Annotated in this window: 19 protein-coding genes; 9 read left to right on the top strand and 10 right to left on the bottom strand. The window is 64.8% G+C overall.

The annotated features are described in order from the left end of the window. Positions 1–91: 91 nt before the first annotated feature. The 5 genes from pgl to tkt are packed head-to-tail and all read right to left on the bottom strand — an operon-like array spanning position 92 to position 6,526. The gene (gene pgl / locus CH289_RS22905; RefSeq protein ID WP_019666354.1) at positions 92–841 is read right to left on the bottom strand and encodes a 6-phosphogluconolactonase; all 750 of its coding nucleotides are present in this window, start codon (positions 839–841) and stop codon (positions 92–94) included. Beyond that, complete coding sequence (opcA, locus tag CH289_RS22900; RefSeq protein ID WP_026348006.1) at positions 834–1,742, bottom strand: glucose-6-phosphate dehydrogenase assembly protein OpcA; 909 nt, start codon at positions 1,740–1,742, stop codon at positions 834–836. Before opcA ends, pgl begins: the two co-directional genes overlap by 8 nt. Next, complete coding sequence (zwf, locus tag CH289_RS22895) at positions 1,739–3,295, bottom strand: glucose-6-phosphate dehydrogenase (protein WP_019666352.1); 1,557 nt, start codon at positions 3,293–3,295, stop codon at positions 1,739–1,741. The genes opcA and zwf overlap by 4 nt, the downstream gene beginning before the upstream one ends. 3 nt (positions 3,296–3,298) lie before the next feature. After that, positions 3,299–4,423 carry a transaldolase gene (gene tal / locus CH289_RS22890; protein ID WP_019666351.1) on the bottom strand — a complete coding sequence of 375 codons (1,125 nt, stop codon included), beginning with the start codon at positions 4,421–4,423 and terminating at the stop codon, positions 3,299–3,301. 3 nt (positions 4,424–4,426) lie between these two features. Further along, positions 4,427–6,526 (bottom strand): transketolase, encoded by a 2,100-nt coding sequence (tkt, locus tag CH289_RS22885; protein ID WP_019666350.1) that lies wholly within the window; start codon positions 6,524–6,526, stop codon positions 4,427–4,429. Between the two features lie 293 nt (positions 6,527–6,819). Between tkt and CH289_RS22880 the strand changes: the two genes are divergently transcribed. Continuing rightward, positions 6,820–7,851, top strand: a complete 1,032-nt coding sequence (locus tag CH289_RS22880) for a heme o synthase (RefSeq protein ID WP_037142324.1) — start codon at positions 6,820–6,822, stop codon at positions 7,849–7,851. 7 nt (positions 7,852–7,858) lie between these two features. On the opposite strand, the gene CH289_RS22875 is transcribed toward CH289_RS22880, so the two are convergent. After that, complete coding sequence (locus tag CH289_RS22875) at positions 7,859–8,824, bottom strand: quinone oxidoreductase family protein (protein ID WP_179276857.1); 966 nt, start codon at positions 8,822–8,824, stop codon at positions 7,859–7,861. Between the two features lie 73 nt (positions 8,825–8,897). On the opposite strand from CH289_RS22875, the gene CH289_RS22870 reads away from it, so the two are divergent. Beyond that, positions 8,898–9,281 carry a hypothetical protein gene (locus tag CH289_RS22870; protein WP_019666347.1) on the top strand — a complete coding sequence of 128 codons (384 nt, stop codon included), beginning with the start codon at positions 8,898–8,900 and terminating at the stop codon, positions 9,279–9,281. A 120-nt stretch (positions 9,282–9,401) separates the two neighbouring features. Here the strand turns inward: CH289_RS22870 and CH289_RS22865 are convergent, their stop codons facing one another. Genes CH289_RS22865 through mptB form a run of 4 tightly spaced genes read right to left on the bottom strand, consistent with a single transcriptional unit; the run spans position 9,402 to position 13,850 of the window. Next, entirely contained in the window at positions 9,402–10,385 is a 984-nt protein-coding gene (locus CH289_RS22865) for a COX15/CtaA family protein (protein ID WP_033189746.1), read from the bottom strand. A gap of 56 nt (positions 10,386–10,441) precedes the next feature. Continuing rightward, the gene (locus tag CH289_RS22860) at positions 10,442–11,242 is read right to left on the bottom strand and encodes an ABC transporter permease (protein ID WP_019666345.1); all 801 of its coding nucleotides are present in this window, start codon (positions 11,240–11,242) and stop codon (positions 10,442–10,444) included. Further along, positions 11,239–12,171 carry an ABC transporter ATP-binding protein gene (locus CH289_RS22855; RefSeq protein ID WP_026348004.1) on the bottom strand — a complete coding sequence of 311 codons (933 nt, stop codon included), beginning with the start codon at positions 12,169–12,171 and terminating at the stop codon, positions 11,239–11,241. The genes CH289_RS22860 and CH289_RS22855 overlap by 4 nt, the downstream gene beginning before the upstream one ends. Positions 12,172–12,197: 26 nt before the next feature. Beyond that, on the bottom strand, positions 12,198–13,850 hold the full coding sequence (gene mptB, locus CH289_RS22850; RefSeq protein ID WP_230594255.1) for a polyprenol phosphomannose-dependent alpha 1,6 mannosyltransferase MptB: 1,653 nt from the start codon (positions 13,848–13,850) through the stop codon (positions 12,198–12,200). Between the two features lie 270 nt (positions 13,851–14,120). Between mptB and CH289_RS22845 the strand changes: the two genes are divergently transcribed. From CH289_RS22845 to CH289_RS22815, 7 genes are read left to right on the top strand one after another with little or no spacing between them, the layout of a single operon-like run. Further along, the gene (locus tag CH289_RS22845) at positions 14,121–14,945 is read left to right on the top strand and encodes a helix-turn-helix transcriptional regulator (protein WP_020110109.1); all 825 of its coding nucleotides are present in this window, start codon (positions 14,121–14,123) and stop codon (positions 14,943–14,945) included. A 35-nt stretch (positions 14,946–14,980) separates the two neighbouring features. Then, entirely contained in the window at positions 14,981–16,387 is a 1,407-nt protein-coding gene (sufB, locus tag CH289_RS22840) for a Fe-S cluster assembly protein SufB (RefSeq protein WP_441347086.1), read from the top strand. Next, on the top strand, positions 16,388–17,605 hold the full coding sequence (sufD, locus tag CH289_RS22835) for a Fe-S cluster assembly protein SufD (RefSeq protein WP_020110108.1): 1,218 nt from the start codon (positions 16,388–16,390) through the stop codon (positions 17,603–17,605). It begins immediately after the preceding gene. Positions 17,606–17,634: 29 nt separating this feature from the next. After that, a complete protein-coding gene (sufC, locus tag CH289_RS22830; protein WP_020110107.1) occupies positions 17,635–18,411 on the top strand; it encodes a Fe-S cluster assembly ATPase SufC in 777 nt (258 codons plus the stop codon). A gap of 2 nt (positions 18,412–18,413) precedes the next feature. Continuing rightward, positions 18,414–19,718, top strand: coding sequence for a cysteine desulfurase (locus CH289_RS22825; protein WP_020110106.1), 1,305 nt, complete (start codon positions 18,414–18,416; stop codon positions 19,716–19,718). Beyond that, positions 19,718–20,209 carry a Fe-S cluster assembly sulfur transfer protein SufU gene (gene sufU / locus CH289_RS22820; protein ID WP_020110105.1) on the top strand — a complete coding sequence of 164 codons (492 nt, stop codon included), beginning with the start codon at positions 19,718–19,720 and terminating at the stop codon, positions 20,207–20,209. Before CH289_RS22825 ends, sufU begins: the two co-directional genes overlap by 1 nt. Positions 20,210–20,220: 11 nt before the next feature. Continuing rightward, entirely contained in the window at positions 20,221–20,610 is a 390-nt protein-coding gene (locus CH289_RS22815) for a metal-sulfur cluster assembly factor (protein ID WP_019666336.1), read from the top strand. Positions 20,611–20,672: the final 62 nt, after the last annotated feature.

Here is a 20,672-nt window from a genome sequence, read left to right as displayed (position 1 = left end):
GGCGACCATACGCGACACCGACGCCGACGGCGCCGGTACCCTGTGAAGAATCGGGTACCGGCGCCGCCTGCCAGTCGGTCGTGGCTCGAATCTAGTTGCTGTTCTCCAGCTTCGACGCCGCGCCTGCATCGAGGAACCACACGGTCGATTCGGATCCGACGGCGCCCGCCGACGGGACGTCATCGGAGTCGGCGCCGCCCACTGCAGCGGCCACCGCGTCGGCCTTGGCGTCCCCGGACACCAGGAGCCAGACGTGCTTCGCACGTCGGACAGCGGGCAACGTGAGCGTGATTCTCACCGGCGGCGGTTTCGGTGAATCCTCGACGGCCACCACGTACCGGTGCTGTTCGCGAACGGCGTCGGTGTGCGGGAACAGCGAATTGATGTGTCCCTCACCGCCCATGCCGAGGAGATGCACGTCGAATTCCGGTGTGTGCTCACCGTTCGAGCGGGCACCGAGGATCTGCGCGTACGTTGCCGCAGCCACCTCGGGATCACTGCCGTGCGGCCCGTCCGACGCCGCCATGCGAAACACGCGGTCCGGGTGCACACCCACGTGCTCGAGCAGTGCCTCCGATGCCTGCACTTCGTTGCGTTCGGGATCGCCTGCGGGAAGGAACCGTTCGTCGCCGAAGTAGATGTCGACCTGTCCCCAGTCGATGGCCCCGGAATCCGCGCGGAGGGCCTCGAGAAGCGCGACGCCGGTGCCGCCGCCGGTAAGCACGACCGATGCGACGCCGCGTTCGGCCTGAGCGGCCACGACCACGTCGACGAAGCGGGATCGAGCTGCGTCGACCAATGACTGCGCGTCGAGAAACTGCAGGACGGATTTCTTACTCATAGCTCACCTTCGACAGACCCTTCAGGGCCAGTTCGTAGATTTCGTCGGTATCGAGGCGCCTGAGCTCCTCGGCCAAGCACTCGCGGGTTCCACGTCGAGCAAGCGCGACCTCCGCGTCGGGTTGGCCGGTTCTGCGCAGCGTGGCGGTTTTTCCGGTCTGCGGGCGGGTGATGGAGATGCTGGTGGTCTCGCGATCCAGCACGACCTTCAGCTCACCCGTTCGACGATGCACCGGAACCTCCAGCTTGGCCGCGAGCCAACCGGCGAGGATGTCCAGCGCCGGCTCCTCGGCCAGACCGGACACCACCGCGGAGACGACGGATTCGTGCGGTGCCTGATCCAGTGCCGTGGCAAGAAGCCCACGCCAGTAGGTGATTCGGCTCCACGACAGGTCGGTGTCTCCGTCGGTGTAACTGGACAACCTGCTCTTGATCGCAGCCGTCGTGTCCGGTGCGTTGGTCGCATCGGTGATACGGCGAATCGCGAGGCGCCCCAGGGGATCCTGAGCAGGAACGGCAGGTGCTTCGTTGGGCCACCAGGCGACGATCGGTGTGTCCGGCAGCAGGAACGGTATGACGACGCTGTGCTCGTGATCTGCCAGTTCGCCGTTCAGGCGAAGGACGACGACCTCGGATGCTCCTGCGTCACCTCCGACACGAATCTGTGCGTCGAGGCTCGACTCCGCGGACCGGTCACCGTGGATGAGCACGATGACGCGGCACGGATGCTCCCGGGATGCCTCGTTCGCCGCAGCTATCGCGGTCTCCGCTTTCGTGGCGTCCTTGCTGACGACGATCAGCGTCAACACACGCCCGATGGTCACGGCACCGCCGGACTCCCGGAGCGAGACCAGTTGCTTTCCCACCTCGGCTGTCGTCGTCGAGGGAATGTCGACAATCACGGCCTTCTCCATTCGCGTCCGGTACGTTGCATCATCTCGTCGGCGGTCGCCGGACCCCAGGTGCCTGCCTCGTACGGTTCAGCGGTGCCGCCCGACGCCCAGAAGTCGAGGATCGGATCCAGGATCTTCCAGGACAACTCGACCTCGGCATTGACGGGGAACAGCGACGGTTCCCCGAGCAGAACGTCGAGGATGAGCCGTTCGTACGCCTCCGGCGAAGATTCGGTGAAGGCCTGGCCATAGCTGAAGTCCATGCTGACGTCGCGAACCTGCATGCTCGACCCGGGCACCTTCGAACCGAATCGCATGGTCACGCCCTCGTCGGGCTGGACCCTGATCACGAGCGCATTCTGACCGAGCTCCTCGGTCATGGTGGCGTCGAACGGCAGGTGTGGCGCACGTTTGAACACCATGGCGATCTCGGTGACCCTGCGGCCCAGAGCCTTTCCGGTCCGCAGATAGAACGGAACTCCGCCCCAGCGTCTCGTGTCGACCTCGAGTGTGATGGCGGCGTAGGTTTCGGTGCTCGACTCGGGGTCGAATCCCTCTTCCTCCTTGAGCCCCTTGACCTTCTGGCTGCCCTGCCACCCGGCTGCGTACTGACCCCTGGCGGTGGTCTCGGCGAACGGTTCGGCGGGTTTGGTGGCGGAGAGAACCTTGATCTTCTCCGATTGCAGCTCGGACGGGCTGAAGCTGACCGGCTCTTCCATCGCCGTGATCGCCAGCAACTGCAGCAAATGGTTCTGGATGACGTCCCGGGCCGCGCCGATACCGTCGTAATACCCCGCGCGACCGCCCAATCCGATGTCCTCGGCCATCGTGATCTGCACGTGGTCGACGTAGTGGGCGTTCCAGATGGGATCGAACAACTGGTTCGCGAAGCGCAGAGCCAGAATGTTCTGGACGGTTTCCTTGCCCAGGTAGTGATCGATGCGGAAGACGGTGTCCTCGGGGAACACTCGGTTCACGACAGCGTTGAGTTCCTTGGCGCTGTCCAGATCGTGACCGAAAGGCTTCTCGATGACGACTCGGCGCCACTTGCCTTCCTCACGCTGGGCGAGTCCGGAGCGAGAGAGCTGTTCCAGAACGACAGGGAAGGCGCCGGGGGGAATCGACAGGTAGAAGGCGTGATTGCCACCCGTGCCACGAGTTTCGTCGAGTTCGGCGAGCGTGGTCGACAGGGTGTCGAACGCTGCGTCGTCGTCGAACGATCCCTGAACGAAGCGGAATCCCTCGGCGAGGGTGTTCCACACCTCCTCGCTGAACGGCGTACGGGCGTGATCGCGGACCGCGTCGTGCACGATCTGCGCGAAGTCCTCGTTCTCCCAATCACGCCGCGCGAAACCGACGAGGGCGAAACCGGGGGGCAGGAGCCCCCGGTTCGCCAGGTCGTACACCGCAGGCATGAGCTTCTTACGGGCGAGGTCGCCGGTGACACCGAAGATCACGAGGCTGCAGGGACCCGCGATCCGTGGAAGACGCTTGTCACGTGGATCGCGAAGTGGATTGTGCCACTCCGCGGAATCCTTCTGATCGGTTTCTGCGGTGGCCACGTCTCAGCTCTTCTGGCCTGCTTGACGCAGCTGCTCGCCGGTGGCCTCGAGCAGCTCGCTCCAGGACGCCTCGAACTTCTGCACGCCCTCGTTCTCGAGGGTGAGGAACACGTCCGTCACGTCGATTCCGATCGCGGACAGCCGGTCGAAGACTTCCTGCGATTCGGGACCCTTGCCGGAGATGGTGTCTCCCGATACCTCACCGTGGTCGGCGACGGCGTCCAGAGTCTTCTCCGGCATCGTGTTGACGGTGTTGGGGGAGACCAGGTCGGTCACGTACAGCGTGTCGGGGTAGGCGGTGTTCTTGACCCCGGTGGATGCCCACAGTGGCCGCTGCGGACGAGCTCCCGAGCCTGCGAGCTCGTGGAAGCGAGGCCCGACCTCGAACGCTTGCTGGTAGGCGACGTACGCCAGGCGAGCATTGGCGAGCGCAGCCTTGCCCTTGAGCGCCTCGGCGTCGGGCGTGCCGATCTTGTCCAGCCGGGCGTCGATCTCCGTGTCGACGCGCGAGACGAAGAACGACGCCACGGAATGGATCTTCGACAGGTCGTGGCCGGCTGCACGTGCAGCTTCCAAGCCCTCCAGGTACGCGCCGATGACGGCCTCGTAGCGTTCGACCGAGAAGATCAGCGTGACGTTCACGCTGATGCCCTCGCCGATGACCTTGGCAATGGCCGGAATGCCTGCCTCGGTCGCGGGGATCTTGATCAGGACGTTGGGTCGGTCGACGATCTTCCACAGCTCGACGGCCTGCGCGATCGTCTTTTCGGTGTCGTGGGCCAGACGCGGATCGACCTCGATCGACACGCGTCCGTCGACGCCTGCCGAGGACTCGTAGATCGGAGCGAAGATGTCGCAGGCGTTGCGCACGTCGTCGGTGGTGACGGTGCGAATCGTCGCGTCGACGTCCGCTCCGCGCTCGGCGAGCTCGGTGACCTGGGCGTCGTAGGCGTCGCCCTTGCTCAGTGCCGCCTGGAAGATCGACGGATTGGTGGTGACGCCGACGACACTCTTGCTGTCGATGAGCTCCTGCAGGTTGCCGGAGGTGATGCGGTCACGGGACAGATCGTCGAGCCAGACGGATACGCCTGCTGCGGACAGATCTGCGAGGTTCTTGTTCTGGGTCATGGGTTATCCCTTCACGTTGGTGATGGAGCGCTGCGCGGCGGCGACCACTGCGTCGGCCGTGAATCCGTACTCGCGGAAAAGGGTCTTGGCGTCGGCGGATTCTCCGTAGTGCTCGAGCGAGATGATCTCGCCGAAGCCGCCGACGATCGGGTACCACGGCATCGCGATGCCCGCTTCGATGGAGACGCGAGCCTTGACCGTGGGCGGAAGAACCTGGTCGCGGTAGTTCTGGTCCTGGCTGTTGAACCACTCGACACACGGCATTGACACGACCCGTGCGGCGATTCCCTGTGCTTCCAGCGTCTTCTGTGCCTCGACTGCGTACTGGAGCTCGGAACCCGTTCCGATCAGGATCACGTCCGGAGCAGCCTTCGACGACTCGACGAGGACGTAGCCGCCCTTCGAGACCCCCTCGTAGCTGGTGCCCTCGAGGACCGGGATGCCCTGACGGGTCAGTGCCAGGCCGACGGGTCCGCTGCTGCTGGAACGCGCGAGCGTCGACTGCCAGGCGTACGCCGTCTCGTTGGCATCGCCCGGACGGACGACGGACAGGTTGGGGATGGCGCGCAGTGCGGCGAGGTGCTCGACGGGCTGATGCGTCGGGCCGTCCTCGCCGAGGCCGATGGAATCGTGCGTCCAGACGTAGATCGGGTCGATGTCCATCAGCGACGCGAGCCGGACTGCGGGGCGCATGTAGTCACTGAACTGCATGAACGTTCCGCCGTACGCCCGGGTCGGCCCGTGCATGACGATGCCGGACAGGATCGAGCCCATCGCGTGCTCACGGATTCCGAAGTGCAGAGTCCGTCCGTAGGGCTCGGCATCCCAGTCGTCGGTGGAGATGGACGTGGGCCCGAAGGACTTCGCGCCCTTGATGGTGGTGTTGTTGCTGCCGGCGAGGTCGGCGGATCCGCCCCACAGTTCGGGAAGAACGGGTCCGACGGCACTCAGAACTTCGCCGGACGCGGCGCGGGTCGCGATCGCCTTGCTGCCGGGCTCCCACGTCGGCAGGACGTCGGTCCAGCCCTCGGGGAGATCGCCCGCGGTCAGTCGATCCAGCAACTTCTTGCGCTCGGGCTCACGCGCAGCCCACGCGTCGAATTCCGTGTTCCATTCCGCGTGCGCCTTGCGGCCGCGCTCCTGCAGTCCGCGCGTGTGGGCGATGACCTCGTCGGTGACCTCGAACTTCTTTTCCGGGTCGAAGTCGAGTGCCTTCTTGACCTTGGCGATTTCCTCGTCGCCGAGGGCTGCACCGTGAACTGCGCCGGTGTTCATCATCGTCGGCGCCGGGAACCCGATGATGGTCCGCAGCACGATGATCGACGGCTTGTCGGTCACGGCCTTCGCGGCCTCGATGGCTTCCTCGATGGCCGTGACGTTCTCACCGCCCTCGACGACCTGCACGTGCCAGCCGTATGCCTCGTAGCGTGCGGCGGTGTTCTCCGACAAGGCGATGTCGGTGGCGTGCTCGATCGAGATCTTGTTGTCGTCGTAGAACAGGATGAGGTTGCCGAGCTGCTGCGTGCCGGCGAGCGAGGACGCCTCCGACGTCACACCTTCCTCGATGTCGCCGTCGGATGCGATGACGTAGATGAAGTGGTCGAACGGGCTCGTCCCGAGCGCGGGCTCGGGATCGAACAGACCGCGCTCGCGACGCGAGGCCATGGCCATGCCGACCGCGGAGGCCAAGCCCTGGCCGAGAGGTCCGGTGGTGATCTCCACACCGTCGGTGTGGCGGAACTCCGGGTGGCCCGGAGTCTTGGACTTGAACGTGCGCAACGACTCGATGTCGACCAGTTCGAGACCGAAGCCACCCAAGTACAGCTGCAGGTACAGCGTCAGGCTCGAGTGCCCGCAGGAGAGAACGAATCGGTCGCGCCCGATCCAGTGCGTGTCGTTCGGGTCGTGACGCATGGTCCGCTGGAAGAGGGTGTAGGCCAGGGGCGCGAGACTCATCGCGGTGCCGGGGTGGCCGTTGCCGACCTTCTGCACTGCGTCGGCAGCGAGGACTCTGACAGTGTCGACCGCCCTGGTGTCCAGGTCCGTCCAGTCGCTGGGGTGGTGCGCTGTGGTGAGGACGTCAATATCGTCTGTGATCGACACGAGCAGAGATCTCCTGACATTGGTACGAGTGAGGCAGAACGCGCTCGATCTGGCGCAGATCGAACACGTCGACCACCAGCCTAGTTCCGTCCGGGTCGGCTGTCGTGCCTTCCCCCCGGTCGAGCCCGGGCTGTGTCGTCACAGGGCTCCGTCTCTTCACTTTGGGTGCCCTGAGAATTGGAGTGCAGGTGGTTCACGTCTACCATCGCTTGTAGTAGTGCGCTCGCCTCAGGTTTCTGTGCCGGTGTGCGTGCTGCTCGTTCATGAGTGTCGAGCCCGTGCAAGGAGACGTAGTGCGAATTGGGCAGCAGCCGGGCGGCCACGGATTCGCAGGCGGCCCCAGCCATCCCGAGCACGACGGATCCGCTGGTGGACCCGAGGACGGGCATCGGGCCGGTGCAGCCGAACCGCCGAAGTCGGCTCCTCGGCGGGCGCTTGCGCTCGTCATGGCATACGTCGCGCTCACCAAGCCGCGTGTGATCGAACTTCTGCTCGTCACGACGATCCCGGCGATGCTTCTCGCAGATCGAGGCCAGGTGCAGCCCGGTCTGATCCTGACCACGTTGTTCGGTGGAATGCTCGCCGCCGCGTCGGCCAACTGCCTGAACATGGTCGCCGACGCCGATATCGACAAAGTGATGGCCCGCACGGCCAAACGCCCGCTCGCACGCGGCGCGATGCCGGTGTCGCACGCGTTCGTGTTCGGTGTCACCCTGGGAGTCGTCTCGTTCTTCTGGTTGTGGTTCACGACCAACCTGCTGAGCGGCATCCTCGCGGTCGTCACCATCTGCTTCTACATCTTCGTCTACACCCTCGTCCTCAAGCGCCGTACGTCACAGAACGTCGTCTGGGGCGGCGCTGCAGGCTGCATGCCCGTGATGATCGGCTGGTCCGCCGTCACCGGGACAATCGGCTGGCAAGCAGTCGTCATGTTCCTGGTCATCTTCCTGTGGACTCCGCCACACACCTGGGCCCTCATGCTCCGGTACAAGGAGGACTATCAGGCGGCCAACGTCCCGATGCTTCCTGCCGTGGCATCGGAAACCAAGGTGACCAAGCACATCGTCCTGTACGCGTGGGCCACTGTCGTCGCGACGTTCGCTCTGGCGCCCGGTTCGGGAGTCATCTACGCGGCGGTGGCCCTGGCGTCGGGAATCTGGTTCCTCGTCGTGGCGCACCGGCTGTACGCCGGAGTACGCGCAGGCACTCCGGTCAAGCCGTTGAAGTTGTTCATTCTGTCGAACGAGTACCTGGCGTTGGTGTTCTGCGGCCTGGCCGTGGACTCGGTCGTCGGGTGGGACACCCTGAGCCAGCTCCTGTCCTGATCCGGTCTCAGGGAACGAGTACCACCGAGCCCGTCGTGCGGCGCCCCTCCAGCTCGGTATGAGCCGTGGCTGCCTCCGACAGCGGGTGCACCGCACCCACTCGAATGTTCAGAATTCCGTCGGCGATCGCCTTGAACACCTCGCCCGCACGCCACTCGAGCTCACGTCGATCACGAATGTGATGAGCCAGCGTCGGCCGAGTGAGAAACAATGACCCCGCTCCGTTGAGCCGCTGCGGGTCGAACGGCGGTACCGGACCGCTGGCGGCGCCGAACAGTGCGAGCGTCCCGCGGATCCGTAGCGAGGCGAGACTCTGCTCGAACGTCGCGGCGCCCACACCGTCGTACACCGCGTGTGCGCCCTCCCCGTCGGTCAGTTCCCGTACCCGCGCTGGGACGTCGTCGGTGTACTTCAGTACCTCCGAGGCACCCGCTTGCCGGGACAGCTCGGCCTTGGCGTCCGTCGATACGGTCGTGATCACACGAACACCCGCCGCGACGGCGAGTTGGGTGAGGATGAGCCCGACGCCACCCGCACCCGCGTGCACGAGCACGGTGTCGCCCGCAGCGGCCGGGTAGGTCGACTTCAGGAGATAGTGGGCCGTCATGCCCTGCAGAAGTGCGGATGCGGCCTGTTCGGCTGGAACACCGTCGGGTACCGCTACCGCGGCCGACGCCGGAACGATCACTTTCTCGGCGTAGCTACCCGGCGCGGTCGCCCAGGCAACGCGCTGACCGACGACGAACTCGCCGACCTCGTCGCCGACGGACTCCACCACCCCCGACCCCTCGTCTCCGGGCACGTACGGCAGTTCGCGTTTGTACAGTCCGGTGCGGAAGTAGGTGTCGATGTAGTTGACGCCTGCGGCTTCGAGCCGCACGAGCAACTGGCCGGGGCCGGGAGTCGGCTCGGCGATGTCGACGGGGACGAGGACGTCCGGTCCACCATGTTCACGGATCTCCAGTGCACGCATGGTGTCTTTGTACACCTGCCGATTCCCAGGGGTTCTGGCCACACGAAGTTACCGAGCGGTATCGTCTTCGAGTATGGCGACCGAAACAGAGACAACATCGCGTGAGACCGACGCGGCCGAGCCGAAGGTCGAGGTGCCTGCAGGTGCCCTCTCGGCAGTCAAGGCGTTCGTCGGAGAGCACGGCGGAACCGGCAATGTCGTGATCCAACCGATCGGACGTGCCGGAACGCGCGTCACCCTGGTCGGTGCCGACGGCGTGTTGGGCGATCAGGTCGTGGAGAACAACGACGTCGCACACGCCCTCGTCGCCGCCGTCGACGGTTTGACCGAATCGGAGTGGGATCGCGAACTCGTCAGTGCAGTCACCCCTGCGCCCGGGCATTACCGCAAGATGGCGGGATGGGTTGCTCGCCAGACTAAATTCCCGAAGGCGCGTAACGCGGCTCTGGAGAAATAGTTCGAAAGATTTTCGGTGGAGGTGGAACCGATCGGGGTTCGGGTCCGTCAAATCTAAGTGGGAGAGGTAGTCGGTCGTCTGAGGGGGAGACCGGCTACCTCTCCTCTCGTGTCTCTCCGGTCAGGAGGGGCTGACCTTCTCGGCGTGTTCGGCAGTGTCGTCGGATGCAGGTATCCGCTTTCGGCACGCTGCCCAGACAGCAGCGGTGGCCGCGGTCGTAGCGCCTGCTCCTGCCACGTGAATGGCCACGAGTGCAGCGGGTACGTCGGTCAGATACTGAACGACTCCGACGAGAGACTGCGCCACCACCACGGCGACCAGTACCTTCAACCTCGTCGTGACGTTCTGCGTCGCCTTGACCGCGTACAGGCCGAACCCGAGACCCACCAAGAGCGCGAGGTACGCCACGAGGAGCTGTGCGTGCAGATGCACGAGCGTGACGATCTCCACCTCGAAGCGAGGGACGGGCTCGTCGATGCTCTTGTCGCCGGCATGCGGACCGGCGCCGGTCAACATCGTTCCGGCTACCAACACACCTGCCATGACGACACCGGACAGTGCGGTCAACAGGCGGAGCGGTTCGGGGACCGTCTTGACGACGACGGAGTCCTCGTCGGATTCGGCCACCTTGAAGTACAGGAGAGTTGCGAGCCACACCATGGCCATCGAGGCCAGGAGGTGGATTGCCACTGTCCACCACAACAGTCCGGTCAGCACGGTGATGCCGCCCAGGATCGCCTGAACGACCGTTCCCAACGGCATGAACCACGCGAACAAAATCACGTTGTTGCGCCTGCGGGCGCGGGTGACAGCGAGGACGACGGCAGCTGCGGCGAGCACGACGACGAACGTCAGAAGGCGGTTGCCGAATTCGACGGCCTGGTGCAGGACCGGTACTTCCGAGACTCCGACGGGTGTGAAACTACCGGGAAAGCACTGCGGCCACGTCGGGCAGCCCAGGCCCGACGCGGTGACGCGGACGATGGCACCGGTCACGGCGATGCCGCCCTGAGTCAGAATGACGACGAACGCCAGGATCTTCTGCGCTCGGACCGAAGGCAACGGCAAGCGGTCGACAATGCGCAAATACGCTCGATACAGCACGTAGCGATGGTAGACGGCGATCAACTACACGCTGTCGTTGACCCCGGCGGTGTCGGTCAGGTGAAGCGGAACGAGCGGCTCGCGAGCACGCCGCACAGTCCTGCCCAGCCGAGAAGAACGGCAATTCCGAACCAGTCGACGGAACCGGTGACCGCCTGACCGAGTGCCTCTGCCAGCGCACCCGACGGCACCAGTCGAGCGATCGTGTGCAGGGTGGTCGGCAGATCGTCGGCCAGTACGACGAGAGACCCGATACCCAGCATCACGAACCAGAGGATGTTCGCGAGGGCCAGGACGATCTCGGCCTTGAGGGTGCCGCCGAGCAGCAGACCCATGGTGGCGAACGTCGTCGTACCCAGCGCGATCACGACTGCGCCGAGCAGCAGGCCGGTGACCTCCGGCCGCCAGCCGAGGGCCAGTCCGATTCCGCCGAGAACCACGGACTGCAGAATCACCACGAGCAGAACGGCGATGGACTTCCCGGCGATGATTCCCCACTTGGGCAGTGGGGTCGCGCCCAACCGTTTGAGTGCTCCGTAGCGGCGATCGAATCCGACGGCGATGGCCTGGCCGGTGAACGCCGTGGACATCACCGCGACCATCATCACCGCGGGCACGACCTGATTCACGGGGTCGTCGCCCATGGCGCCCAGTGGCAGCAGCGTGAGGCCGATCAACAGGGTGATCGGAATGAACATCGTCAGCAGCAGTTGTTCGCCGTTGCGCAGCAGCAACTTCAGCTCGAGCATGGACTGGGCGGACAACATCGTGACCGGAGAGCTGGGCTCGGGTTTCGGTGCGAACAGGCCGTCGGCGAACCTGTTGCTCGCGAGCCGCACGTCTTTGCGAGCCGTCATTTCCTGAGCTCCCTGCCGGTCAATTCGAGGAAGACGTCTTCCAGCCTTCGCTGGTCCACCTGCAGTTCCGTCGCCAGTACGTTCTGTTCGGCGCACCACGACGTCACCGTCACCAGTATGGACGGTTCGATCACGCCCTCGATCGCGTACGACCCGGCACTTTCCTCGACCGGGTGATAGCCGGCCGGAAGGGCCGCGTCGAGCAGCGACAACTCGAGTCCGGCGGGCGCACTGAATCGCAGTCGTCCCTCCGCCCCCTGCTTCGTCAGTTCCGATGCCGTCCCGGACGCGACGATCTTGCCGTTGTCGATGATGACGAGTTCGTCGGCGAGCTGCTCCGCCTCGTCCATCAGATGTGTGGTCAACAAGACGCTGACCCCGTCACGGCGTAATGCATCGACGAGCTCCCAGACGAGCAGCCGAGCCTGCGCGTCGAGCCCGGCCGTCGGCTCGTCGAGAAACACCAGTTCCGGCCGGCCGACGATGGCGCACGCCAACGCCAGACGTTGCTGCTGACCGCCGGACAGCCGCCGGTACGGGGTTCTCGTCGCCTGTGTGAGGCCAAGGCAGTCCAGCAGCCAGTCGGGGTCCAGCGGATCGTTGGAGTACGAGGCGACGAGCTTCAACATCTCGCCCGCTTTCGAACCCGGGTAGGCACCGCCTCCCTGCAGCATCACTCCGATGCGGGGCCGCAGCTGCGCGGACTGGGTGATCGGATCGAGGCCGAGCACACGCACCGAGCCGGACTCGGGGGCGACGAAGCCCTCGCACATCTCCACCGTCGTCGTCTTGCCCGCACCGTTGGGTCCGAGGAGGGCGAGTACCTGGGCGCGCTCGACGGTGAATCCGAGCCCGTCCACGGCAACGGTGCCGTCGTACGTCTTGGTCACGTCTGTCAGCTGCACTGCGGGCTGCGTCGAGTTCGACACCCCGCTTCTCGTCTGCGCACCGGCGATCACGAGGAACCAGCGTATTCCCCGACCGGCCGACCGGGTTCCGGTGGTCCGGTCTCGCCTCGCCACGGCAATCGTGATCGGGTGAGCAGGAACAGGATGCCGATGGTCAGGATGGTCATCAGCGCAGCCTGAACGATCTGGAACGGAAGGTACTCACTGCCGTTCGGCATGAGAATGACACTGACGATCGACGAGAAGACGATGGCGGGACCGCGGAACGCCCGCGTCGTCGCCCACGCGGCGAGGGGAGTGACCGCCCACAGCAGGTACCAGGGTTGAACGACCGGAAACAGCAGCACGAGCGCGCCGAGCGAGACACCGAGGGCGCCGACCGGATGCAGGCGTCCCTTCAACACGGCAACGAGCATTCGCAGTGCGATGAAGCCGGCGACGAGGGCGGCGATCGGTCTCGTGAGGCTGAGCACCGCGGTGGTGTGATCACCGAGCCCCAGAAGTACGCCGACGAACCCGGTGCCCAGGCCGAGGATGGTGGGAATGGACATCCAACTCCGCACGACCCCCGCGGTGCCGAGGGTGTGCACCCAGCCGAATCCGAGACCACTGACGGCGCTGACACCGACGATGATGACGATGCTCACCGCTCCGAGCAGAGCGGCAGCCGCCGCGACCGCCCGAAAACTGCCTCCCCATCTGCGGGCGAGGGCCATGCCCACGAATCCCAGCGCGATGAGAGAGGGAATCTTCACCGTCGAGGACAGTGCGATCAGAGCGGCGCCGGACAACAACAGGAGCAGAGATGTCTTCTTCAGTGGATCCGCGGATTCGATGGCGCGCAATGCGAGCTCGGTACCCGCCAGCATCAAACCGATCATCAGCGCTTCGTTGTGGATACCGGCCACCAGGTGGAAGAGCAGGAGAGGGTTCGCGGCGCCCAGCCATAGAGCGCTCACCGCAGCCACACCGCATCGTTTCGCGAGCCTGGGCAATGCCCACACGATCAGCGCGACACCGGCGATCGCCAGTAGGCGGTGCAGGAAGATCCCGGCCACGATGTTCTCACCGGTCAACCACGTGATCCCGCGGCCCATCCAGAGAAACAGCGGACCGTACGGCGCAGGCGTCTCGCGCCAGATGTTGGGGACCGTTCTGGTGAGAACGTTGTCCACGCCCAGGGCACCGGCAGGGCCGATCTCGTAGGGGTCGAGGCCTCGAGCAGTGATCTCGCTCTGCGCGAGATACGAATAGACGTCGCGGCTGAACATCGGCGGAGCGACACACAACGGAAGAATCCACAGCAGCAGAGTTCTGTCCAACTGCGACCGCGTCAGGCGCCGCGGAGCTGTGCCCCCTCGCAGGCGCCCCACGGCGAATCGGCCGAGCAACAACCACGCCAACACCACCATCACCGTGCCGGTCATCGTCACCGTCAGTGCAGTGGTGGCCATTCGCGACGGCAGGCTGAGAATCCGAACGCCGACAACCGGGTTCTGCAGTACCGGCTGAGCACCCGCGCCGAGAGCACCCACGGCCATCAGAATCGCGCCGGCAGCGCCGAACCTGCGAATACTCCGGAGCTGTCCGGTCTCGGTGGAATTCAGGCCAGGTGACTCGGCCTCGTCCCCGTGAAGGATCGACACACTCGACTCGCGCTGATCGGCGTCCAGTCCGACCAGGCGACGCAGTGGCCGCACGACGCGTCGCTCGACACCGGATACCGGAGGCACGACGTCGACGGAAGAGGCCGCGGACTTCGGTTCGATGTTCTGCTCGTCAGCGGGCGGTGGCACCAAAAGAGCGTAGCGGTGCCCCGCGGCCGAGATGCACGCCACTGGCTCGAGGTCGGCCTCTCGGATGACCGCCCCCAAACACGAGCACACCGCGCGATATTCCCTGGTGACGCCACCGGGTGAAGAAGGGCACCCTTGCTGGACCAGTGCAATCAATTCCGTCACACTGGTGTTGTGAAAACCACGACTACCGCGGCGCGCGCAGGCGAAAGCGCCGGTAACGGCACACTCGCCCCTGCTCAGACGCCCGCCGGTGGTGTCGGGGCTTCCGGTGTCGGCCACGACGGTCACACCCGAAGCGCTGTGGTGACCCTACTTCTCGAAGAGGGCCCGATCACCGCGTCGGACATCGGCACCAGGCTCGGTCTGAGCGCGGCCGGTGTTCGTCGTCACCTCGAAGCCCTGATCGACAACGGAGAAGCTCGGGTCGCACCCGCCGCCTCCCTCCGGCAACGAGGCCGAGGCCGCCCCGCCAAGCACTTCCAGTTGACGGCGGCCGGGCGGAACAAGCTGGGCCACACCTACGACGACTTGGCCGGTGCCGCGATGCGGCAGCTGCGCAAGATCGGCGGAGACGCAGCGATCGAAACTTTCGCGCGCCAGCGAGTCGACGCGATCGTCGCGGACCTCGAACCGATCAGCGGCGACGAGCCGTCGGACATCGAGGAGGCCGCAGATCGCATCGCCGACGCGTTCACCGCTGCCGGATTCGCCGCATCGACGCGGGTCGTGGGCAACGGCGTGCAGATCTGCCAGCACCACTGCCCGGTGTCGCACGTGGCATCCGAATTTCCCGAGTTGTGCCACGCCGAGCGCGAGGCCTTCGCCGAGCTGCTCGGTACTCACGTGCAGCGTCTGGCCACCATCGCCAACGGTGACTGCGCCTGCACCACGCACGTACCCCTGACCAATCCAGTCGACCTGTCCACCCCCTCCACCCCGTCCGGTGCTCAGCCCAGCACCGGAAATCGCACAAGCCTCCGGAAGGAGCTCGCATGACCGTCACACCAGATCAGGTGACACCAGCAGTGCCGATGACTCAGGACGAGACCATTGCCTCGCTCGGCAACTACGGCTACGGCTGGTCGGACTCGGACGTCGCAGGCGCGAGCGCGCAGCGAGGCCTGTCCGAGGCCGTAGTGCGGGACATCTCCGCGAAGAAGAGCGAGCCGGAGTGGATGCTGGAGGCTCGGTTGAAGGCGCTCAAGACCTTCGACCGCAAGCCCATGCCCAACTGGGGTTCCGACCTCGACGGCATCGACTTCGACAACATCAAGTACTTCGTGCGTTCGTCCGAGAAGCAGGCAGCCACGTGGGACGACCTGCCCGAGGACATCAAGAACACGTACGACAAGCTCGGCATCCCCGAGGCAGAGAAGCAGCGCCTCGTGTCCGGTGTCGCAGCGCAGTACGAGTCCGAGGTCGTGTACCACTCGATCCGTGAAGATCTCGAGGCTCAGGGCGTGCTGTTCCTCGACACCGACACGGCATTGAAGGAGCAGCCCGAGCTGTTCCGTGAGTACTTCGGCACCGTGATTCCTGCCGGTGACAACAAGTTCTCCGCGTTGAACACCGCAGTGTGGTCCGGCGGATCGTTCATCTACGTGCCGCCCGGCGTGCACGTCGACATCCCGCTGCAGGCCTACTTCCGCATCAACACCGAGAACATGGGGCAGTTCGAGCGGACGCTGATCATCGTCGACGAGGGCGCGTACGTGCACTACGTCGAGGGATGCACGGCGCCGATCTACAAGTCGGACTCCCTGCACTCGGCGGTCGTGGAGATCATCGTGAAGAAGGGTGGTCGTTGCCGCTACACGACCATTCAGAACTGGTCCAACAACGTGTACAACCTGGTCACCAAGCGCGCCAAGGCAGAAGCAGGTGCGACGATGGAGTGGATCGACGGCAACATCGGCTCCAAGGTCACCATGAAGTACCCGGCCGTGTGGATGACCGGCGAGTACGCCAAGGGTGAGGTTCTGTCGGTCGCGTTCGCCGGACCGGACCAGCATCAGGACACCGGTTCCAAGATGCTGCACCTCGCGCCGCACACGTCGTCGAACATCGTCAGCAAGTCGGTGGCTCGCGGTGGCGGACGTACCTCCTACCGCGGTCTGATCCAGATCAACAAGGGTGCGCACGGCTCGCGTTCGACGGTGAAGTGCGACGCGCTGCTGGTCGATACGATCTCGCGCTCGGACACCTACCCGTACGTCGACATCCGTGAAGACGACGTGTCGATGGGCCACGAGGCGACGGTGTCGAAGGTCAGTGACGACCAGCTCTTCTACCTGATGAGTCGCGGTCTCACCGAAGACGAGGCCATGGCGATGGTGGTCCGCGGCTTCGTGGAGCCGATCGCCCGCGAACTACCCATGGAATACGCGCTCGAGCTCAACCGGCTCATCGAGCTTCAGATGGAAGGATCGGTCGGTTAAGTGAGCAACCCAGCGGTACCCGCGAACGGTGTGATCGACGCAGTGACGTCGGAGAACCCGGCTCGCGAAGACAAGTCCAAGCTGGTCGCCAACAAGGGCGCCCAGTTTACCTCCTACGACGTGAACGCGTTCGAGGTTCCGTCCGGTCGTGACGAGCTGTGGCGGTTCACGCCGCTGCGACGCCTCCGTGGGCTCCACGACGGCTCGGCGGTGTCCACGGCAGGCGCGAACATCGCGGTGTCCGACGCGGCCGGCGTGACCGTCGAGACCGTAGCCCGCGACGACGCTCGGATCGGTGTGGCCGGTGTGCCCGCCGATCGCATTGCAGCGCAGGCGTACTCGTCGTTCTCCGACGCGACGGTCGTGACCGTCGCCTCGGAGAACGAGGTCGCCGAGCCCATCGAGATCACCGTCACCGGCCCCGGTGCCGACGCGATCGCCTACGGGCATTTGCAGATCCGGCTCGAGAAGTTCGCCGTCGCGACCGTCGTCATCGATCAGGTCGGTAGTGGAACGTACGCCGAGAACATCGAATTCGTGGTCGACGACAGCGCGAAGCTCACGGTCGTGCTGATCCAGGACTGGGAATCCGACGCAGTGCACGTCGCGGCACACCACGCCCGCCTCGGTCGTGACGCAGTGCTGCGGCACTTCAACGTCAGCCTCGGCGGCGATCTCGTCCGAGTCAGCCCGACGGTGCACTACGACGCTCCGGGCGGCGACGCCGAGCTACTGGGTCTGTACTTCGCCGACGCCGGACAGCATCTCGAGCAGCGGCTGCTGGTGGACCACACCGCGCCGAAGTGCAAGTCCAACGTCCTCTACAAGGGCGCCCTGCAAGGTGAAGCAGGACCGGGGAAAGTCGACGCACACACCGTCTGGATCGGCGACGTCCTCATCCGCGCCGAAGCCGAGGACACCTCGACGTTCGAGTTCAACCGCAACCTCGTGCTCACCGACGGTGCACGCGCCGATTCGGTTCCCAACCTCGAAATCGAGACCGGCGAGATTCTCGGTGCCGGGCACGCAAGCGCCACTGGACGTTTCGACGACGAGCAGCTGTTCTACCTACGCGCTCGCGGAATCTCCGAGGATGCCGCACGACGCTTGATCGTGCGCGGGTTCTTCCACGAGATCATCAATCGCATTCCGGTTCCTGCGGTCCGCGAGCGTCTCGACGCCGCGATCGAGACCGAACTCGCCGTCACCGGCGCCTAGTCATTCAACGAACTTCGTAAGGAAATTTCATGTCCACGCTCGAAATCCGCGACCTCCACGTCAGCGTCGCGAACTCCGATGCCACCGCAGAGCCGATCGACATCCTCAATGGTGTCGACCTCACGGTGCGTTCCGGTGAGACGCACGCCATCATGGGTCCCAACGGATCCGGGAAGTCGACGCTGTCCTACGCCATCGCTGGACACCCCAAGTACACCGTCACGTCGGGAACGATCACTCTCGACGGCGAGGACGTTCTCGAGATGAGCGTCGACGAGCGTGCTCGCGCCGGGCTCTTTCTCGCGATGCAGTACCCCGTCGAGGTTCCCGGCGTCTCGATGTCCAACTTCCTGCGCACCGCGGCAACTGCCGTGCGCGGTGATGCACCCAAGCTCCGCCACTGGGTCAAAGAGGTCAAGACCGCGATGGGCGAACTCGAGATCAAAGAAGAGTTCGCCGAGCGCAGTGTCAACGAAGGATTCTCGGGCGGCGAGAAGAAGCGCCACGAGATCCTGCAGCTCGGCTTGCTCAAGCCCAAGATCGCGATCCTCGACGAGACCGACTCCGGGCTCGACGTCGATGCGCTCCGTGTCGTCTCCGAGGGCGTGAACACGTACAAGGAGCGCGAGGACGGTGGTGTGCTGCTGATCACTCACTACACCCGCATCCTGCGCTACATCAAGCCGGACTTCGTGCACGTGTTCGTCGGCGGCAAGATCGTTCAGTCCGGTGGGGCAGAGCTCGCCGACGAGCTCGAGGCCAACGGTTACGCAGGGTTCACTCAGGCTGCACCGACAGGAGCGTGAAAATGGTCGCGCCGGCTGCTCTGAAAGACAGCGCTTTCGACGTCACGTCGATCCGCGCGGATTTTCCGATCCTGGCGAGGACCGTTCGTGACGACAAACCGTTGGTGTACCTGGATTCCGGCGCTACGTCGCAGCGCCCGGTGCAGGTTCTCGACGCGGAGCGGGACTTCCTCGTCACGTGCAACGCGGCCGTACACCGCGGCGCACACCAACTCGCCGAAGAAGCCACCGATGCGTACGAGGGTGCTCGCGCGCTGATCGCATCCTTCGTCGGTTCCGACGTGGACGAGGTCGTGTTCACGAAGAACGCGACCGAGTCGTTGAATCTGGTGACGCACGTGCTCGGTGACGACCGCTTCGACCGCCGAGTCGGTCCTGGCGACGAGATCGTGATCACCGAGCTCGAGCACCACGCCAACCTCGTTCCATGGCAGGAACTCGCACGACGAACCGGTGCGACACTGCGGTGGTACGGCGTGACCGACGACGGTCGTATCGACCTGGATTCGCTGGAACTGACCGAGCGCGTGAAGGTCGTCGCGTTCACCCACCAGTCCAACGTCACCGGCGCGGTAGCGCCGGTCGAGGAGTTGGTGAGGCGAGCGCGAGCCGTGGGTGCGCTCGTCGTACTCGACGCGTGCCAGTCGGTTCCGCACATGAGCGTCGACTTCCACGCGCTCGACGTGGATTACGCGGCGTTCTCCGGGCACAAGATGCTCGGTCCGTCCGGGGTCGGTGTGTTGTACGGCAAGCGTGAGCTCCTCGATGCCATGCCGCCGTTCATCACCGGCGGCTCGATGATCGAGACCGTGACGATGGAGAAGACGACCTACGCGCCTCCGCCACAGCGGTTCGAGGCGGGCGTGCCGATGACATCGCAGGTCGTCGGACTCGGCGCGGCAGTGCAGTACCTCGAGCGCATCGGAATCGACGCCATTGCTGCACACGAGAAAGCGCTGGTGGCAGCCACATTGGCCGAGTTCGCCGCGATCGACGGTGTGCGCGTGATCGGGCCGACCGAGAACGTGAACCGGGGCTCTGCAGTGTCGTTCGTCGTCGACGGGATCCACGCCCACGACCTGGGGCAGATCCTCGACGACGAGGGCGTTGCCATCAGAGTCGGTCATCACTGCGCTTGGCCACTGCACCGTAGGTTCGGTGTCGCCGCAACCGCACGAGCATCCTTTGCTCTGTACAACACCGTCGACGAGGTCGCTGTGCTGGCCAACGCAATCCGCCGGGCGCAGACGTTCTTCGGGGTGGGAGCGGAGCATGCAGGAGTGACCCGAGAGGCTGGGGGTGCTTGATGCGTATGGAGCAGATGTATCAAGAGGTGATCCTCGATCACTACAAGCATCCGCACGGCCGCGGCCTACGTGAACCGTTCGGTGCCGAGGTGCATCACGTCAATCCGACGTGTGGCGACGAGGTGACACTTCGCGTGCACATCTCCGACGACGGCACCGTTGCCGATGTGTCCTACGACGGGCAGGGATGTTCGATCAGTCAGGCGTCGACGTCCGTGCTGACCGATCAGGTCGTCGGGCAGTCGGTGGGTGACGCGCTGAAGATCGTCGAATCGTTCAACGAGATGGTCGGCAGCCGGGGTACCGTCGAAGGTGACGAAGACGTCATCGGTGACGGAATCGCTTTCGCTGGTGTGTCGAAGTATCCCGCGCGCGTGAAGTGCGCGTTGTTGGGATGGATGGCTTTCAAGGACGCGGTTGTTCGAATAGTGGACGAGAGCCCGACAGTGAACGAGAAGACAGCGGGACCTGCTGAACCCGCACGATCGTAGGGACGACAAGAATGACCGAAACTGACACCACCGTGACAGAGACGACGGAGAGCGCCCAGGCGCCTGCGCCGTTGACCCCCGAGGAGATCAAGGTCCTCGAGGATCTCGAAGAAGCGATGCGTGACGTCGTGGACCCCGAACTGGGCATCAACGTCGTCGACCTGGGTCTCGTGTACGACATCAAGATCGACGACGAGGAAATCGTCACGATCGACATGACGCTGACGTCGGCGGCCTGCCCGCTGACCGATGTCATCGAGGATCAGGCGCGGGGTGCGCTCGTTCGCAGCGGCCTGTGCTCGGACCTGAAGATCAACTGGGTCTGGATGCCGCCGTGGGGCCCGGACAAAATCACCGACGACGGTCGTGAGCAGCTCAGGGCACTCGGCTTCACCGTGTAGCGACAGAGCTCTCAAACACAGAGCTCTCAAACACAGAGCTCTCAAACACAGAGCTCCCACAA

It is taken from the genome of Rhodococcus sp. RS1C4 (genome assembly GCF_002258225.1).
Classification (GTDB): Bacteria; Actinomycetota; Actinomycetes; order Mycobacteriales; family Mycobacteriaceae; genus Rhodococcoides; species Rhodococcoides fascians_E.
This window is presented reverse-complemented; position numbering and strand designations above follow the sequence as displayed.

What these genes read in the sequence shown, in the direction of transcription:
- CH289_RS22825 (WP_020110106.1), top strand. Translation starts at nt 18,414, where the DNA reads ATGGTCGCGCCGGCTGCTCTGAAAGACAGCGCTTTCGACGTCACGTCG.
- pgl (WP_019666354.1), bottom strand. Translation starts at nt 841, where the DNA reads ATGAGTAAGAAATCCGTCCTGCAGTTTCTCGACGCGCAGTCATTGGTC.
- CH289_RS22870 (WP_019666347.1), top strand. Translation starts at nt 8,898, where the DNA reads ATGGCGACCGAAACAGAGACAACATCGCGTGAGACCGACGCGGCCGAG.
- sufB (WP_441347086.1), top strand. Translation starts at nt 14,981, where the DNA reads ATGACTCAGGACGAGACCATTGCCTCGCTCGGCAACTACGGCTACGGC.
- CH289_RS22860 (WP_019666345.1), bottom strand. Translation starts at nt 11,242, where the DNA reads ATGACGGCTCGCAAAGACGTGCGGCTCGCGAGCAACAGGTTCGCCGAC.
- tal (WP_019666351.1), bottom strand. Translation starts at nt 4,423, where the DNA reads ATGACCCAGAACAAGAACCTCGCAGATCTGTCCGCAGCAGGCGTATCC.
- sufU (WP_020110105.1), top strand. Translation starts at nt 19,718, where the DNA reads ATGCGTATGGAGCAGATGTATCAAGAGGTGATCCTCGATCACTACAAG.
- sufC (WP_020110107.1), top strand. Translation starts at nt 17,635, where the DNA reads ATGTCCACGCTCGAAATCCGCGACCTCCACGTCAGCGTCGCGAACTCC.
- CH289_RS22815 (WP_019666336.1), top strand. Translation starts at nt 20,221, where the DNA reads ATGACCGAAACTGACACCACCGTGACAGAGACGACGGAGAGCGCCCAG.
- CH289_RS22875 (WP_179276857.1), bottom strand. Translation starts at nt 8,824, where the DNA reads ATGCGTGCACTGGAGATCCGTGAACATGGTGGACCGGACGTCCTCGTC.